Origin of the sequence: Methylocella silvestris, assembly GCF_002891535.1 — a bacterium.
GTDB classification, from domain to species: domain Bacteria; phylum Pseudomonadota; class Alphaproteobacteria; order Rhizobiales; family Beijerinckiaceae; genus Methylocapsa; species Methylocapsa silvestris_A.
In genome coordinates this window covers 74,029-90,105 of record NZ_PDZR01000006.1, presented here as the reverse complement: position 1 = coordinate 90,105, position 16,077 = coordinate 74,029, and the positions used below count along the sequence as shown (strand labels likewise).

13 protein-coding genes are annotated in these 16,077 nt (G+C 64.5%); 6 read left to right on the top strand and 7 right to left on the bottom strand.

Going from position 1 to position 16,077, the window contains the following annotated elements:
• Position 1: 1 nt before the first annotated feature.
• Positions 2-1,312 (bottom strand): Nramp family divalent metal transporter, encoded by a 1,311-nt coding sequence (locus CR492_RS07705; RefSeq protein ID WP_245412004.1) that lies wholly within the window; start codon positions 1,310-1,312, stop codon positions 2-4.
• 263 nt (positions 1,313-1,575) lie between these two features.
• On the opposite strand from CR492_RS07705, the gene mntR reads away from it, so the two are divergent.
• The 3 genes from mntR (at position 1,576) to CR492_RS07690 (ending at position 4,491) form a co-directional block, all read left to right on the top strand.
• A complete protein-coding gene (gene mntR, locus CR492_RS07700) occupies positions 1,576-2,052 on the top strand; it encodes a manganese-binding transcriptional regulator MntR (RefSeq protein WP_245412003.1) in 477 nt (158 codons plus the stop codon).
• 628 nt (positions 2,053-2,680) lie between these two features.
• Complete coding sequence (locus CR492_RS07695) at positions 2,681-3,523, top strand: tetratricopeptide repeat protein (protein ID WP_102843229.1); 843 nt, start codon at positions 2,681-2,683, stop codon at positions 3,521-3,523.
• Between the two features lie 155 nt (positions 3,524-3,678).
• Entirely contained in the window at positions 3,679-4,491 is an 813-nt protein-coding gene (locus CR492_RS07690; RefSeq protein WP_348626707.1) for a DUF72 domain-containing protein, read from the top strand.
• A gap of 15 nt (positions 4,492-4,506) precedes the next feature.
• Here the strand turns inward: CR492_RS07690 and xth are convergent, their stop codons facing one another.
• The 4 genes from xth to gltX all read right to left on the bottom strand — a co-directional run bounded on the left by xth (position 4,507) and on the right by gltX (position 9,721).
• Positions 4,507-5,283, bottom strand: coding sequence for an exodeoxyribonuclease III (gene xth, locus CR492_RS07685; RefSeq protein ID WP_102843158.1), 777 nt, complete (start codon positions 5,281-5,283; stop codon positions 4,507-4,509).
• 17 nt (positions 5,284-5,300) lie between these two features.
• Positions 5,301-6,542: an FAD-dependent monooxygenase gene (locus tag CR492_RS07680; protein ID WP_102843228.1), complete on the bottom strand. Its 1,242-nt coding sequence runs from the start codon at positions 6,540-6,542 to the stop codon at positions 5,301-5,303.
• Between the two features lie 54 nt (positions 6,543-6,596).
• Positions 6,597-7,886, bottom strand: coding sequence for a citrate synthase (gene gltA, locus CR492_RS07675; RefSeq protein ID WP_102843227.1), 1,290 nt, complete (start codon positions 7,884-7,886; stop codon positions 6,597-6,599).
• Between the two features lie 413 nt (positions 7,887-8,299).
• Complete coding sequence (gltX, locus tag CR492_RS07665) at positions 8,300-9,721, bottom strand: glutamate--tRNA ligase (RefSeq protein ID WP_102843156.1); 1,422 nt, start codon at positions 9,719-9,721, stop codon at positions 8,300-8,302.
• Between the two features lie 297 nt (positions 9,722-10,018).
• On the opposite strand from gltX, the gene CR492_RS07660 reads away from it, so the two are divergent.
• Positions 10,019-12,277, top strand: coding sequence for a ComEC/Rec2 family competence protein (locus tag CR492_RS07660; RefSeq protein ID WP_245412002.1), 2,259 nt, complete (start codon positions 10,019-10,021; stop codon positions 12,275-12,277).
• Between the two features lie 41 nt (positions 12,278-12,318).
• On the opposite strand, the gene lexA is transcribed toward CR492_RS07660, so the two are convergent.
• Entirely contained in the window at positions 12,319-13,029 is a 711-nt protein-coding gene (gene lexA, locus CR492_RS07655) for a transcriptional repressor LexA (protein WP_102843154.1), read from the bottom strand.
• A 376-nt stretch (positions 13,030-13,405) separates the two neighbouring features.
• Here lexA and CR492_RS07650 point away from each other — a divergent pair, with 376 nt between their 5' ends.
• Positions 13,406-14,035, top strand: a complete 630-nt coding sequence (locus tag CR492_RS07650; RefSeq protein WP_102843153.1) for an HPF/RaiA family ribosome-associated protein — start codon at positions 13,406-13,408, stop codon at positions 14,033-14,035.
• A 68-nt stretch (positions 14,036-14,103) separates the two neighbouring features.
• On the opposite strand, the gene CR492_RS07645 is transcribed toward CR492_RS07650, so the two are convergent.
• Entirely contained in the window at positions 14,104-14,703 is a 600-nt protein-coding gene (locus tag CR492_RS07645; RefSeq protein WP_102843152.1) for a superoxide dismutase, read from the bottom strand.
• Positions 14,704-15,036: 333 nt separating this feature from the next.
• Between CR492_RS07645 and CR492_RS07640 the strand changes: the two genes are divergently transcribed.
• Positions 15,037-16,065 (top strand): hypothetical protein, encoded by a 1,029-nt coding sequence (locus CR492_RS07640; protein ID WP_102843151.1) that lies wholly within the window; start codon positions 15,037-15,039, stop codon positions 16,063-16,065.
• Positions 16,066-16,077 lie beyond the last annotated feature (12 nt).

Below are 16,077 nucleotides of genomic sequence, written 5' to 3'. Positions count from 1 at the left end.
TCTATGATCCCGTCGCCGCGTCGATCAGCAATTTGCCGTTGAGCGCGATGATGACGGCGGCGATCACAAAGGCGATGGCGCTTGTCGCCAGCGGCGCCTTGAGTTCGCCCATCCATTTGCGCGAGGCGGTGAGCCAGACGAGCGGCGTCACGGCGAAGGGCAGGGCGAGGCTCAAGATCACCTGGCTGAGGATCAAAAGCCGGTTGGTCGCGCCCTCGCCGCCGATATAAATCACGACGATCGCTGGAACGATGGCGACCGATCGCGTGATGAGCCGCCGCGCGACCGGGTTTAGCTTCAGATTGATGAAGCCCTCCATCACGATCTGGCCCGCGAGCGTCGCGGTCAGCGTCGAATTGAGGCCGCAGGCGATCAGCGCCACGGCGAAGAGCTTCGCCGCCAAGTCGCTGCCAAGCAGCGGCGCGATCAGCCGATAGGCGTCGGGCAGTTCGACGACCTCGAAATGGCCATGCGCATGGAACGCGGCGGCGGCGAGAATCAGGATCGAACCATTGATCAGCAGTGCGAAGGCGAGCGCGATGGTCGAATCGGCGATGGCGAGGCGGATCGCGCTTTTGCGTTCGGGAATGCTGGTTCCAACCGCGCGGGTCAGCACGATGCCTGAATGAAGATAGAGATTATGCGGCATCACCGTCGCGCCGAGGATGCCGAGCGCGATGTAGAGCATCTGGTTGTCAGAAAACAGCGCGCTCGTCGGCAACAGGCCGCGCGCGACGCCCGCCATGTCGGGACGGGCGAGGATCAGTTCAATGAAAAAACAGGCGGCGATCACGATCAGCAGCGAGACAACGAAGGCTTCCAGCTTGCGGAAGCCAAAACGCATGAAAGCGAGAACAAGAAGCGCGTCGAACGCCGTGAGGATGACGCCGACGCCAAGCGGCAGTCCGGTCAGCAGTTCAAGGCCGATCGCCGTGCCGATCACCTCGGCGAGATCGGTGGCGATGATCGCCACTTCCATAATCAGCCAGAACAGGATCGCGACCGATTTTGGAAAGGCGTCGCGGCAAATTTGCGCGAGATCGCGGCCGGTGGCGAAGGCAAGGCGCGCCGAAAGCGCCTGCAGGACGATCGCCATCAGACTCGACAGGACAGCGACGAACAGCAGCGCCGTTCCGAACTTCGAGCCGCCGGCAAGCGCTGTCGCCCAATTGCCAGGGTCCATATAGCCGGTAGCGACGAGATAGCCCGGACCCGCGAACGCCAGGAACCGCCGGACGGTCGAGCCTGTGGCCGGGACCTTGACGCTCCCATGCGCGCCGCCGAGCGATCGCGCCGCGGAGTCGAGCGGCAAGGACAAGCGCCTTTCAGCAGCCAATAGTTCGGTCAAGACTTGCACCTTCCAGCTTTGCCGCGATGCGGTAGTATGTAGCCAAGGCTACATAAGTGTCAATCGCGATGCGGTCGACGGCCGCGCTTGCGATATTAGGCGGCCGCTATTTCGGTATTAAGAAGCGATGCGCTAAAACATCTGGCGCGCTGGAGATTCACGGGCGCTGGCGGCGGCGCAACAGCGCCTGTCCGATCCACGGGCAAGAAGAGGTCGGAGCGGCCGGTTTGAGCGCCAATGAAGCCAAATCCACCCGCAAGGGGCGCCCCGCCGAAACGATCGGAGAGCCCGCGCTGCCCGACGAGACGGAGCAGGCGCAGCGCTTTGAAAAGGCGCGGTCGGCGCAGGCCCGAGCGGTGCTCGAAGATTACGCCGAATTGATCGACGATCTGCTGACCAGCGGCGGGGAAGCGCGCCCGACAGATATCGCGCGCCGGCTTGGCGTATCGCATCCGACAGCCATCAAAAGCATCGCCCGGCTGAAGCGCGAGGGTCTTGCCGCCTCGGAGGTGAATCGCGGCGTTTTCCTCACGGCGGCAGGGCATGAGCTGGCGGCGCGCGCCCGGGCGCGGCATCGCGTCGTCGTCGATTTATTGGTGGCTGTGGGCGTGCCCCGCGCTTGCGCGGAGTTGGACGCGGAAGGCATGGAGCATCATGTGTCGGATATCGCGCTCGCCGCCTTCTCACGCTTTCTTAAGCGATGACGCTAAAATTTGATTGTCGACAAAAGCGGGCGGCCACAAAGCCAACGCGATTCAGCGTCATTGCAGCATTGTTGCAGTGCGGCGGCGGGGCTTGAAAACTTCGCGGGCGCCTAAGAGGAAGTGTCCCAAGATGGCGCCAAAGACTGTGCTTTTTGGAGCACAGCCGGTGATATCGTTGCTTTGACTTGGCCTTTCAAGAAAAAGGTCACTGTTCAAAGCTATAAAACTGAGCGAATCTGGGATTAAAGAGCAGTCCCTCCGCGCCGTTACGCGTGGAAGGTTAAGGACGCGAGCAGATTACAACGCCTGCTTGCTCGCACCGATCCTCGTCGAGGCTGTTGGCTAGACTGCGCCCCCGCCGCGCCGGCGGGAGGCGAACGCGGATATTTGAACGCAAGACGCGGCGCGGTGTGACGAAACGCACGTCCGACGCTCTTGTGACTGCCTATTTTAATCTCAGCCGGTTTTGGCGGCTGACTCTAGCCGGGTCGCGAGGGCCGGTTTGTCTGACGGAGGCGGCGAGAATTTTTTTTTATTTCTCGCGCACCAAAAGGCGTCCTGCGCGTTCTCTAGTTGGCGCGTGTTGTAGTCGTTGGCGGGATGGCTTCCGCTGGTTGAAAGAGTGATGATGTCGACTTGGGTGAAGCGGATAGGAGCTCTGGCTCTTTTCGGACTGGCGGCGAGTGTGCCGGTCGCGACGATTCGCGCCTTCGAAGGCGCCGAAAGCGCCGCCGCCCAGGACAAGGCCATCGTCTCCCCCGCGTTCAAGACTCCGCGCGCGGCGTTGCAGGCGGGCCTTGAAGATTTCCGCTCTGGCGCCTCCGATTCGGCCATCGCCGCCCTGAAATACGCCGCTGCTGGCGGCGAAACGCTGGCGCAGTGGAAGCTCGCGACGATTTATGCGGCGGGCCAGGTCGTCCCCCACGACGATCTCAAGGCCTATGAATATTTCTCGCAAATCATCAAGGGGTTCGACGAGGATAATCCGAACTGGCGCGATCGTTCGATCGTCTCGAACGCCTTTGTGTCAATCGGAACCTATAGCCTCAACGGAATCGCTCAGTCGAAGGTGATGCCGGATCCGGCGCGCGCGCTCGCTCTTTTTAAATATGCCGCGGCGAATTTTGGCGACGCCACCGCGCAATATAGTCTCGCGCGCATGTATCTCGATGGAGCTGGCGGCGACAAGGATTTGCGGCAGGGCGTCCGCTGGCTTTATCTTGCCGCCGACAAGGGCCATGTCCAAGCGCAGGCGCTGCTCGGGCAGATGCTGTTTTCCGGCGACGAAGGGCTTCCGCCGCAGCGCGCCCGCGCGCTGATGTGGCTGACATTGGCGCGCGAGGCGGCGCTTGATTCCGCCAAGGACCAATGGATCATCGACGCTTATGAAAAGTCGCTCGCGGCGGCGAGCGAGACCGAGCGCCAGACCGCGCTGACTTATCTCGAAGACCATCTGAAGCGGCGGAACTGAGTTTCAGCCGCGGCATGGCCCGCGGATAAGACTCTTTTTTGACTGCCGGTCGCTACTTGATCTCCTGCGGGCGATGCGATCAGTAGCCTTCAACTCCTTGCGATCGCGTCGGTGGAATGGTCAAAGCTCGGACCTCGACAAAGGGTCAAGACAGCTTGGGCGACGCCGGCCGAATCAGGGTCGGCGTCGGCGGCTGGAGCTTTGCGCCCTGGCGCAACAGATTCTACCCAAAGGGTCTGCCGCACGCGCAAGAGCTCAGCTTCGCCAGCCGAAAGCTGACGGCGATCGAAGTCAACGCCACCTTCTACCGTACGCAGAGCCCGCAAAGTTTTCGCCGCTGGGCGGACGAAACGCCCGACGATTTCGTTTTTTCGCTGAAGGCGCACCGCCTTGCGACACATCGGAAATCGCTCGCCGAATGCGCGCCGGCGATCGAGCATTTTGTCTGCAGCGGAATCGCCGAGCTGGGTGGCAAGCTCGGACCGATCGTCTGGCAGTTCGCCGCTTTCAAGCAATTCGACGCCGACGATTTCGAGCGTTTTTGCGAGGCTCTGCCGAAAGCGCTCGAGGGGCGCCCGCTCCGCCACGTTCTTGAGGTTCGCCACGACAGCTTTCGCGTTGCGGAATTCGTCGCCTTGGCCCGGCGCTACGCCTGCGCCATCTGTCTCGCCGATTCCAGCGACTATCCGCTGATCCCCGATCTCACCGCCGACTTCGTCTACGCCCGGCTGCAGCAAAGCGCGCCGGATTGCACGACAGGCTATGACGATATGGCGCTTCGCTTATGGGCGAAGCGGGCGGCGCTCTGGTCGCAGGGTAAGCAGCCGACGGATCTTGCTGGTCTCATCAGCGACGCCGCGCCGGAACAACGCGCCGGGCGGGATGTATTCGTCTATTTCATCGCCGGCGCGAAAGAGAATAATCCGGCGGCCGCCGCGGCGCTCATCGAACGTCTCTCCGTCGCATGACGGCGCCGCCAGGGCTCATTGCAGCTCGATGCGCACCGGCACATGGTCCGACGGCTTGTCCTCGGCGCGCAGGCTCTTGTCGATCATTGTCCTGACAAGGCGGTCGGCAGCGCCCGGCGACAGCAGAAGATGATCGATGCGGATCCCCTTGTTGCGCTGCCACGCGCCCGCCTGATAGTCCCAGAAAGTGTAAAGGCCGGCCTCGTCGGTCGTCGCGCGCAACGCGTCGGTGAGGCCAAGATTGAGCAGCGTGCGAAATCGCGCCCGCGTCTGCGGCAGGAACAGCGCGTCGCTGGCCCAGGCGGAAGGATCAGCGGCGTCCTCCGCGGCTGGAATGACGTTGAAGTCGCCGGCGAGGACGAGCGGCTCCTCCAGCCGCAAGAGGTCGCGGGCGTGTGCGATGAGGCGATCCATCCAGGCAAGTTTGTAATCGTATTTTTCGGTATCGGGCGGGTTGCCGTTCGGCAGATAGATCGACGCGACGCGGACGACGCTCTCCTTGTGCGGAATGACGGCTTCGATATAGCGCGCGTGCTCGTCGGCCGGATCGCCCGGCAGGCCGCGCTTCACCTCGATCGGCGCCTTCGACAGGATGGCGACGCCGTTAAACCCTTTCTGTCCATGCACCGCGGCGTTGTAGCCGGCCGCTTCGACCTCCCCCCAGGGAAAAGCCTCGTCGACGCATTTCAGCTCCTGCAGGCACAAAACGTCCGGCGCCTGCTCCTTGAGATAGCGCAGCAGATGGCCGGTTCGCTGCCGCACCGAATTGACGTTCCAGGTGGCGATCTGCACGGCGGTCCCTTCGCGGATCAGGCGTGCGCGCGGGACGGCGTCTTGCGGCGCGGCGGCGGCTGCATCAGACGCGGCAGGTCGCCATGGGTCAGGACGCCCTCGCGCATCAGGGCCCGGCGCAGCGGGCCGATTGCGGCGAAGGCGAAAAAGCCCGCGCTGCGCATCAGGTCGACCGGAGCAAATTCGCTCAGCAGCGAGCGGTTCAGCAGATCGACGCCGTTGGTTCGCAGCGAAATATCGCCGCGCCGCGCGGCGGCATAAGGCTCCAGAGCCTCCAGCGTCCCGAAATCCTCGCCGCGCGAGCGGGCGTCCTCGACCGTCTGCACGAGCGCGGCGACGTCGCGCAGGCTGAGGTTAAGGCCCTGCGCGGCAAGCGGAGGAAACAGATGCGCGGCCTCGCCAACGAGCGCAACGCGCTCGCCGGTGAGGCGCGACACGCTCATGCCCGCCATCGGAAAGAAACCGCAGGCGCCGTCCAGCGCCATTGCGCCAAGCAGGCCGCCGACCTGATCCTCGATCTCGCCGGCCAGCGCCTCGTCGTTAAGCGCGCGGCGCCGCTCCGCCTCCGCGTCGGACATCAGCCAGACGAGGCTCGAGCGATGCGCCAGGCCGTCTCGCGGGCGCAGCGGCACGAGGGTGCAGGGTCCGGACCTTGTGTGGAATTCCGTCGAGATGTCGCGATGCGGCTTTTCATGCGCGAGCAGCGCGGTCGCCGCGATCTGCGGATAGGTCCAGCTGCGCGCCTCGATCGCGGCCCGGCTTCGCACCAAAGACTGGCGACCGTCCGCGGCGACGACAAGAGCGGCGCGGATCCGGCTCCCGTCCGCGAGCGTTGCGTCAACGCCTCCCGGCTCGAAGCGGATGTCGGCGATCAGGCATTCGCGCAGGCTGAGCGCAGCTCGCGCTGCCTGCGCGAGCTCTTCGACCAGCACATTGTTTTCGATATTGGCGCCGAAGGCGGCAAGGCCGATCTCGCTGGCGGCGAAAGTGACGGAGGGAGCCGCGAACCGCGCGTTGGTGGCGTCGACCATGGCGATCTTCGCCAGCGGAGCGGCAAGGTCGCGCAGACGCGGCCAGAGGCCGAGCGCCTTGTAGAAGCGAAGCGAGGATTCAAACAGAGCGACTGTACGGCCATTGGCGCGGCGGTCGATCTGCCCCGCGCAGGCGACGGAAAACCCGGCTTGCGCCAGAGCGATTGCCGCCGAAAGCCCGGCGGCACCCGCCCCGGCGACCAATATATCGACCTTTTCATCCGCCATCATGCGTTCCTCGCCTGCCTTTCTAGACCGGCGAGGCGCAGATGGCGAGACCGCTCAGCGCTTATCGAGCGGGACGTAATCGCGCAGCGGGGCGCCCGTGTAGAGCTGGCGCGGCCGGCCGATCTTCTGCCCCGGATCCTCGATCATTTCCTTCCACTGCGCGATCCAGCCGGAGGTGCGCGCAACGGCGAAGAGAACGGTGAACATGGAGACTGGGAAGCCCATCGCCTTGAGGGTGATGCCCGAGTAGAAGTCGATGTTCGGATAGAGCTTCTTTTCAATGAAATATGGGTCGCTGAGCGCAATGCGCTCCAGTTCGATCGCGACGGCGAGGAGCGGATCGTCCTTGACGCCGAGTTCGTTCAGGACCTCATGACAGGTCTCTTGCATGATCTTGGCGCGCGGATCGTAGTTCTTGTAGACGCGATGTCCAAAGCCCATCAGGCGGAACGGATCGTTCTTGTCCTTGGCCCTGGCGATGAACTTCGGAATATTGTCGACCGAGCCGATTTCCGTCAGCATCTTGAGGGCCGCTTCATTGGCGCCGCCATGGGCGGGACCCCAGAGGCAGGCGACGCCGGCGGCGATGCAGGCGAAGGGATTTGCCCCGGAAGAGCCGGCGAGCCGCACCGTCGAGGTCGAAGCGTTCTGCTCATGGTCGGCGTGCAGGATGAAGATCTTGTCGAGCGCGCGCGACAGCGTCGGCCGGACCTTGAATTCCTCGGTCGGCACGGCGAAGCACATGCGCAGGAAGTTCGAGGCGTAATCGAGGTCGTTCTTAGGATAAACGAAGGGCTGGCCGATCGTGTATTTATAGGCCATTGCGGCCAGCGTCGGCATTTTGGCGATCAGCCGCATCGAGGCGATCATGCGCTGGCGCGGGTCAGAGATATCGGTCGAGTCATGATAGAAGGCCGAGAGCGCCCCGACGCTCGCGACCATGACCGCCATCGGATGCGCGTCGCGGCGAAAGCCCTGGAAAAACCGGGCCATTTGCTCGTGAATCATGGTGTGGCGCGTGATGCGATAGTCGAAATCGCGCTTCTGCGTCGGCGTCGGCAGTTCGCCGTAGAGCAGCAGATAGCAGGTTTCGAGGAAATCGCCGCCTTCGGCGATCTGGGCGATCGGATAGCCGCGATAGAGCAGAACGCCCTCGTCGCCGTCGATATAGGTGATTTCGGATTCGCAGCTGGCGGTCGAGGTAAAGCCAGGATCGTAAGTAAACATTCCGGTCTTGGCGTAGAGCTTGCCGATATCCACGACCGCCGGCCCAATCGATCCAGTCTTGACCGGCATTTCGACTGTCGTGCTATCAATGCTAAAAGACCCAGTGGTCGCGCTCATGAAGGCTGCCTTCTGCAATAAGGGGTGCTAACCTCGCCGAATCTTTCATTCAGCAGATTTTTTGGCGACGGGCTTAAACAACCTCTAATTTACGCCGTGTCGTTTCCTATCCTATGCCAAGCTTGCGTTCAAGCGGTGGCGCGCCGCCGCACCGAAGAGTATTAGTGCGCCGCCGCGTCTGCATCCCGTTTAACTTCCTGCGCCATGATCGATTGGCTCGGCCCATGCTCCAGACGCCGCCGGACTTGGTCCGGCGCGCCGAGTCTGCTTGAATTTTGTGACGCCCGCTTCCCCTCGCAGCCTGTTTTCGGGCGCCTCGCCCAGAATCGCGTCATGCCGCTCGCGGGCGACTGTCATCACCAATGGTTGTTGCGGAAAGCAAGAAACAATCCAGAGGCTGAACGCGTGCGCGATTATGCCGCCTGATCTTCGAGCCGGCCAAGGCTTTCCGCGCGGCCGAGCACCGCAAGCACGTCGAAGATGCCCGGCGAGGTCGAGCGTCCGGTCAAAGCCGCGCGCAAAGGCTGGGCGACCTGGCCAAGTTTAAGCTTGGTCGTGCTGGCGTAGGCGCGCACCGCGGCTTCGGTCGAGGCCGCCGACCATTCGGGGAGCGCCCTGAACAGGGGCAGCACGCCGGCGATATGGGCCCGCCCGCCCGCGGCCAGAATATCGGCTGCCTTGGCGTCGAACTGCAGCGGCCGGGTCGCGAACAGGAACGCCGCGCCATCAAGCAGCTCGATCAGCGTTTTCGCGCGCTCCTTCAGACCGGGCATCGCGGCCAGCAGCTTCGCGCGCTTGTCGTCGTCGAGTTCGCGCTGCAGATCCGGTCCGCCCGGCAGAAAGGGAAGCGTCTGTTCGAGGCTGGCGAAAAGCTCGGCATCCGGCGTCGCGCGCAAATAATGGCCGTTCATGTTTTCGAGCTTGGCGAAGTCGAAGCGGGCCGGCGAGCGGCCGACATGGGCGAGATCGAAAGCCTCGATCATCTCTTCAGTCGTAAAGAACTCGCGGTCGCCCTGACTCCATCCGAGCCGCACGAGATAGTTGCGCAGCGCGGGCGGCAGGAAGCCCATGGCGCGATAGGCGTCGACGCCGAGGGCGCCATGCCGCTTCGAGAGCTTCGCGCCGTCGGCCCCATGGATCAGCGGAATATGCGCCATGGCCGGCGCGCTCCAGCCCAGGGCGGCATAAATTTGCATCTGCCGCGCCGCGTTGGTCAGATGATCGTCGCCGCGGATGACCTGCGTCACGCCCATGTCGTGATCGTCGACGACGACGGCCAGCATATAGGTCGGCGCGCCGTCCGAGCGCAGCAACACGAAATCGTCGAGATCCTTGTTGGCGAAGGCGACGCGACCCTGCACCTTGTCGTCAATCAAGGTCTCGCCCTCGATCGGCGCCTTCAGCCGGACCACGGGCTTGACGCCGGGCGGAGCGTCCGAGGCCGGACGGTCGCGCCAGCGACCGTCGTAGCGAGGCGGGCGCCCTTCAGCGCGGGCGCTTTCGCGCATGGCGGCGAGTTCTTCCTGCGTCGTATAGCAGTAATAAGCGCCGCCCGAAGCGATCAGGCTCTCGGCGACCTCGCGATGACGCGCGGCGCGCTGAAATTGATAGACGACGTCGCCGTCCCAATCGAGCCCGAGCCATTTGAGCCCGTCGATGAGGGCGTCGATCGCCGCCTGCGTCGAGCGTTCGCGATCGGTGTCCTCGATGCGCAGCAGCATGCGGCCGCCGGCGTGATGCGCGTAAAGCCAGTTGAACAGCGCGGTGCGCGCCCCGCCGATATGCAGGAATCCGGTCGGAGAGGGCGCGAAGCGGGTGACGGGCGCGTCGGACATAGGCTCCATTTCCACTCCTGATAGGCGGCTCCGCGCCGTCTGCATTCTTTCCGTGAACTGGCGATCCGCCGCCGCCGTTCCGGCGACATTAATTCCGGCTGAAGCGGCGCCGGACCTTTTGCCCGGTGGCGGCTCGTGTAACATAGAATGGACGAAAGACTAGGGCTTGGAGCGTGGCCGGCGCGAGGCGACTTCGGCCGGGCCCCGTCAAGCGACGGGCCAAGCAATAGGGCAGCAGATTTGGCGAGGCCGCTCGATACGGCGTTGGCGGACGGGGGCGCGCGGCGGGCCGGCGGAATGTCGCCTGCGCTGCTCGCCCCGTTCGCGCGGCTGCGGCTCGCTTTTGCCGCCGCCTTCGAGACCGAATGCGCGCTGCGCCGCACGTTTCTCTGGCTTCCGGTCGCCGCCGGGGCCGGTGTAGCCAGCTATTTGAGCGCGGACCGCGAGCCGTCGATTTGGCTGCTCACCGCGCTGACGGCTGTCCTTTCCGGCTTGGCCATTGTCGCTCGGGAGCGGCGGGTCGCCTTTCTGGCGCTTTGCGCCACGGCCGCGTTTTTCGCGGGAGAGCTTTCCACCGCGTGGCGATCGGCCCGCGTCGCGGCGCCGGTGATCCAGCGCACGACGATCGGCGTCGTCGAAGGCTTTGTGGAGCAGATGGATTTCCGCCGCGCCGGAGCGCGGTTCGTGTTGCGTGTGCGCGCGATCGAGGGGCTCGCGCCGGAGGCGACGCCCTATCGTGTGCGGCTGTCGGTCCGCCGCGCGCCGCCGTTTGAGGCGGGAACCTATGTAAAATTCAAGGCGCGCCTGCTGCCGCCTTCGCGCGCGAGCCTTCCCGGCGGCTATGATTTCGCCAGGGACGCCTGGTTCGCGCGGTTAGGCGGCGTCGGCAATGCGCTCGGGCGCATCGAGACCCTGGCCCCGCCGGTTCCGGCGGAGTTTTCCCTCAGCGCCGCGATGGCGCTCGACCGCGCCCGCAACGCTTTGTCGCGCCGCATCGATGCGATCGCCGCCGCGATGGTCACCGGCAAGCGCGATCTTCTGTCCGAAAACGCCAGGGATGTGATCCGCGAGGCGGGCATCTTCCATATCATCACCATTTCCGGCGTGCAGATGACGCTGGTCGCGGCGATCTTTTTCATCGGCTTCAGGCGGGCGCTCGCGCTCAGCCCTTCGCTGGCGCTGCGCTATCCGATCAAGAAATGGTCGGCCGCGCTCGCGATGCTTGGCGCTGTGATCTACGACGTCTCGACCGGCTCGCGCGTCGGCACCGAGCGCGCGCTGATCATGACGCTGATCATGCTCGGCGCGGTGCTGGCCGACCGCCAGGCGCTGACCATGCGCAATCTTGCTTTCGCGGCGCTGTTCGTCATCCTGGTCGAGCCCGAGGCGATCATGGGCGCAAGCTTTCAGCTCTCCTTCGCCGCCGTCGCCGCCCTCGTCGCGGTCTATGAGGGGCGCATGGCCGCCACCAGCGCCGAGCGCGAGGAGGCGCCGATCCTGCGTTCAAAGCCTGTCGCCGGCGAGGGCGCGCGGCTGTTTTGGGGATCGGTCCGGACGCTGCTTGGCCACGGCCCCGGCGGCCTCCTGTTCGCGACTTTTTGCGCAACCGCCGCGACGGCCTCCTTCATGGCCTATAATTTTCACGAGCTCAGCCCCTATGTGCTGATCGGCAATCCCATGACGTTGACGGTGATCGAAGTGTTCGCCGTGCCGGGCGCGCTGCTTGGGACGCTGCTTTATCCGCTCGGCCTCGATCCCTGGGTCTGGCGCTATCTCGGGCTTGGCGTCGACGGCGTGATGTGGGCGGCGCGCCAGGTCGGCCAGTTGCCGGGCGCCAGCGTCCATCTGCCGGCCTTTGCGCCATTCTCGCTCGCCTTCCTCTCGCTCGCCGCCCTGTGCATGACGCTGTGGCGCACGCTCCTGTTTCGCGCGATCGCCCTGCCGCTCCTCGCCATCGGTCTCTTTGGCGCGGCCTCCGGGCCGAAATTCGACGTTGCGGTCGCAGCCGGCGGAGAGGCGGCGGCCTATCGCGGCGAAGACGGCAGGTTGGCGGTGCTCGCCGCGCGGCCAAACCTGTTTGCCGCGGAACAATGGCTGCGCGCCGACGCGGACGGGCGTCCGGCGGCCGCGGCGGTCCGAAAAAGCGAATGCGACAAGGCCGCCTGCGTCGGACGTCTTGCCGACGGCCGCACCCTGTCGCTCGTCGTCGACCGCGCGGCTTTCGCCGAGGATTGCTTGCGCGCCGACATCATCGTTACGCCGCTTTTTGCGCCGAAAGGCTGCGCGGCGCAGATCGTCCTCGATCGCGACGCGTTGAAAAAAACTGGCGCGGTCACTTTGGCGCTGACGCCGGGTGGACTGACGCGCGCCGCGGCGCGATCGCCCGAGGAAGACCGGCCCTGGTCGCCGGCTCCGCGCCGCACATGGGGGAGAGCGCCAGTCGCCCCCGCGCCGCAATTTACGCTCGCCGAACCAGATCCGGCTGCTTCGGCCCAGGATGACGGCGCCGCCTCACGCCGGCCCGACGATGGCGACGACGGTTCGCCGATCGAATAGCGTCGGCGCGGGCGCCCAACCAGGGCGCGGCCCCGCGAGGATCAGTAGCGTCGGATCAAGCCGACAAGTTTGCCCTGGATGCGCACGCGGTCAGGCCCGAAAATGCGCGTTTCATAGGCCGGATTGGCGGCTTCGAGCGCGATCGAGGCGCCGCGGCGGCGCAGGCGCTTAAGGGTCGCTTCCTCATCGTCGATCAGCGCGACGACAATGTCTCCGGTCTCGGCCGTATCCTGCTTGCGGATCAGCACTGTATCGGCGTCGAAAATGCCGGCCTCAATCATCGAATCCCCGCGCACTTCGAGCGCATAATGCTCCCCGTGCGAGAGCATTTCCGGCGGCAGATTGAGCGTATGGCTGCGTGTCTGAAGCGCGCTGATCGGCGTGCCGGCGGCGATCCGGCCCATCACCGGGATCGCCACCATCGCACGTGCGCCGTCTTCGTCGTCGCGGGCGGCCGGCATCGGCCGGACGCGCCCAAGATGGCCCTCGATCACGCTCGGCTCGAATTTGCGGCCCCGGCCGGCGTCGGCGGCCGAGGCGCCCGGCATCCGCAAGACTTCAAGCGCGCGCGCCCGGTTCGGCAGGCGCCGGATGAAGCCCCGCTCCTCGAGCGCGATGATCAGCCGGTGAATGCCTGATTTCGACCTGAGGTCCAGCGCGTCCTTCATTTCATCGAAGGAGGGCGGCACGCCGGTCTCCTTCATGCGTTCATTGATGAAGCGCAAAAGCTCGCTTTGCTTTTTGGTCAGCATCTGCGTCCACTTTCTCGCAGGATCGTCAGGCGGAATGGCGGAGCGTAAGGTCGCCTCCGGGAAAAACTTGCCTGTAAATGAGCTGGCTGCAAAACGGTCTGGCCTCCAAAACACTGGGCCGGGAAAGGCTCGGGTAGCGCAGGCCGAAACGTCGAATCGCGAGCCCGCACAAATAGTGAACAGACGATATCTGTTCTCCCTGCGTTCTGCAAGCCGGCATAGCGCTTTGCTGACTATTTTGTTGTCGCGGCTTTGATTCGGGATTTGCGCGAAATCGTTGACGGAACTTTCAGCTTCACCGTAGGTTACTAACTCTCGCCGCCGCTCGGCGAAGTCCGTTCGCCATGCGGCGCCGTCCGTTCAAGAGGAGAAACGCATGGATCGACCGCTGCAGATCGTATTTCGCGACATCCAGCATTCCGATGCGCTTGCAAAGCTCATCGAGGACCGTGCGCAGCGTCTTGAAAGCGCCTTTTCGCGCATCACAGGTTGCCGGGTGGTGGCAGGCGCCGCGCATGGCGCGACAAACAATACGATCCCGCCGCTCTCCCTTTGCGTCGAAGTCGAGGTTCCGGGCCGGCCGATGATTGTCGCCAAGGCCGAAGCCAAGCGGAAGGGCGAGCAGGCGGCGCTGGTCAATCGCGTCTTCGACATCGCCGAACGGCGTCTGGAGCAGCTCTCCGAACTCGCCAAGGACAATGTGCGGCGGCACGAAAGCGCGCCGGAAACGGGCGTCGTCGCGCGCCTGTTTCGCGAACAGGACCACGGCTTTATCGAAGTGCGCGGCGGCCCTGATCTTTATTTCGCGCGCAGTTGCGTAATGCGGGGCGATTTCGACGCGCTCGAGGTTGGCGTTCTCGTGGAAGTCACGCGCGCGACGGGAGAGGGGCCGATGGGGCCGCAAGCCAGCGCCATCTATGTTCTGGATCAGCGCGCCCCGGTCAAAGGCAAGCCGGCAAAGCATCGCGGCGCGGAGGCGTCTCGGCCGGAGAACCTCAACGCCTGAGCGAGGACGCGAAGCGCTTTATGCGGGGCTGGCCGATGCGCCAGCCCCGTTTTTGAACGATAAAGGGCTCAGGCCGTCGCCTTGGCGTAGAGCTCGGCGGCATATTCCCAATTAACGAGATTATCGACGAAAGCCTTCAGATAGTCCGGCCGCCGGTTGCGATAGTCGATGTAATAGGAGTGCTCCCATACGTCGACGCCGAGGATCGGCGTCGCGCCCTGAACCAGCGGATTTTCGCCGTTCGCGGACTTGCTGACGATGATCTTGCCATCCTTGACGGCGAGCCAGGCCCAGCCGGAGCCAAATTGCGTGACGCCGGCCTGAATGAGGTCGGCCTTGGCTTTTTCGACCGAGCCAAGGCTGTCGATGATGGCTTTTTCCAGTTCGCCCGGAATTGCGCCGCCGCCATTCGGCTTCATCCAGTTCCAGAAATGCAGATGATTGTAGTGCTGCGCGGCATTGTTGAAGAGGCCGGCATTCTTGCCGAAAGACTCCTTGACGATATCCTCCAGCGACTTGCCTTCGAGGCCGCTGTCCTTGAGCAGATTATTGCCGTTGGTCACATAAGCTTGATGATGCTTGTCGTGATGATATTCGAGCGTCTCCTTGGACATATAAGGTTGGAGCGCTTCATAGGCATAGGGAAGTTCCGGCAGGGTGAAGGACATGGATCTCTCCTCATTAAAGGCATGCAATCGCGGGAGGCGGTTCGATCAACCGCGCGGCATCTAACTAGACGGCTCAAAGCTTTGCAGCAACCGCATTCGGCCCTGGCGCGGGCAACGTCCGAAACGGATAAAGGATCGTTTTTGCCGGCGAGGCCGCGACGTTTGCGTGATAATATTTTGCCGCTACCTTGCTTAAGTCTCAATTTCGCCCGCGCTTTGTGGGCAGAGCCAAGTTTGAGCGCGGCGGCTCGCTGATGATATGCGTCGCGCCCCTTTCAGCAAAAACAGCCGCCGCTCATATCCGGCGAAAAGCGCGGCCCCTGGGACAAAAAAATGAGCTATGTGATTTTCGCCGCGGGCCTTCTCCTTGCCGTCTGCGGCGCCGCCTCGATTTCCTTCGGCTACGGCATCATCAATGTCGAGCGCGGCTGGGCCAGCGTCATCGGCGGGGCGTCGGCCCTGTCCGGCGGCCTTATCACCATGGCGCTGGCGGTGATCGTTCATAATCTGTCGCGGCTTCGCGCCCTAATCAAGGCTCAAGGCGACGGGGCTGTTGCGGCGGCGCCAGCGGCCGTTCTCGAGGCCCCGGAAGAGCTTCCGGCGCAGCCCTTCGCCAGGGAGACGCCGGGTACGGACAGCGCTGACGCGGATGCCGCGCCAGCACAATCGCGTGTTGACGAAGACCATGTGACTCTCGTCATTCCGGGCCCGGCATGCGCGCCAGCCAGCGCCGCACCGACCGCCATCCGCCAGCCGGCGCCGGCCTCGCTCGAGCCGGAGCCGGGCGCGCAAGCGTCAATCGAGGACATCAGGCGCGTCGTCGCCGAGACCATCAAAGGCAAGCGTCTCGAAACGCCTGGGGCCCGGGCCGCCGAGCGGCAAGTCGCTGATCTGGCCGCCCAGCGGCCAGGCGCTGATCTCGCCGCCGAGGCGGGCGTGACGCTTTCGTCTTCGGCCGCCGTCGAGCCTCCGCCGCGCCGGCGCGCGCCGCCTCTTTCGTTTCATCTGCCGCGCGCGGTCGGCCTCAACGATCTTGCGCCGGAGGGTTTGACCGGGGCGAAGACCTTCCTGGCGCCAGGTCCGGCGAGCCTCGCGGAAGTCCGGCAAGAAGCGCCGGGCCTGGCGCTGGCGCCAGCGCCGGAAGAAGGGGAGGCGGGCGGCGAGCCGCATGCGCCGCCGCGCCAGGATATGCCGCGTAAAGATCCGCCGGTTGTGCTTGGCCGCTATGAATCCGAGGGCACCACCTATGTGATGTTCTCGGACGGATCGATCGAAGCCCGCTCCAAACGCGGCGCCTTTCGCTTCAACTCAATGGCCGAGCTCAAGGGTTTCATGGACGCGCAGGCGCGCGGCGAGGCGTGAGCCTCGCCTGCG

Coding starts and splice junctions, on each gene's coding strand:
- CR492_RS07645 (WP_102843152.1), bottom strand. CDS start 14,703: ATGTCCTTCACCCTGCCGGAACTTCCCTATGCCTATGAAGCGCTCCAA.
- lexA (WP_102843154.1), bottom strand. CDS start 13,029: ATGCTGACCAAAAAGCAAAGCGAGCTTTTGCGCTTCATCAATGAACGC.
- CR492_RS07640 (WP_102843151.1), top strand. CDS start 15,037: ATGAGCTATGTGATTTTCGCCGCGGGCCTTCTCCTTGCCGTCTGCGGC.
- gltX (WP_102843156.1), bottom strand. CDS start 9,721: ATGTCCGACGCGCCCGTCACCCGCTTCGCGCCCTCTCCGACCGGATTC.
- CR492_RS07660 (WP_245412002.1), top strand. CDS start 10,019: ATGTCGCCTGCGCTGCTCGCCCCGTTCGCGCGGCTGCGGCTCGCTTTT.
- gltA (WP_102843227.1), bottom strand. CDS start 7,886: ATGAGCGCGACCACTGGGTCTTTTAGCATTGATAGCACGACAGTCGAA.
- CR492_RS07695 (WP_102843229.1), top strand. CDS start 2,681: ATGTCGACTTGGGTGAAGCGGATAGGAGCTCTGGCTCTTTTCGGACTG.
- CR492_RS07650 (WP_102843153.1), top strand. CDS start 13,406: ATGGATCGACCGCTGCAGATCGTATTTCGCGACATCCAGCATTCCGAT.
- CR492_RS07680 (WP_102843228.1), bottom strand. CDS start 6,542: ATGGCGGATGAAAAGGTCGATATATTGGTCGCCGGGGCGGGTGCCGCC.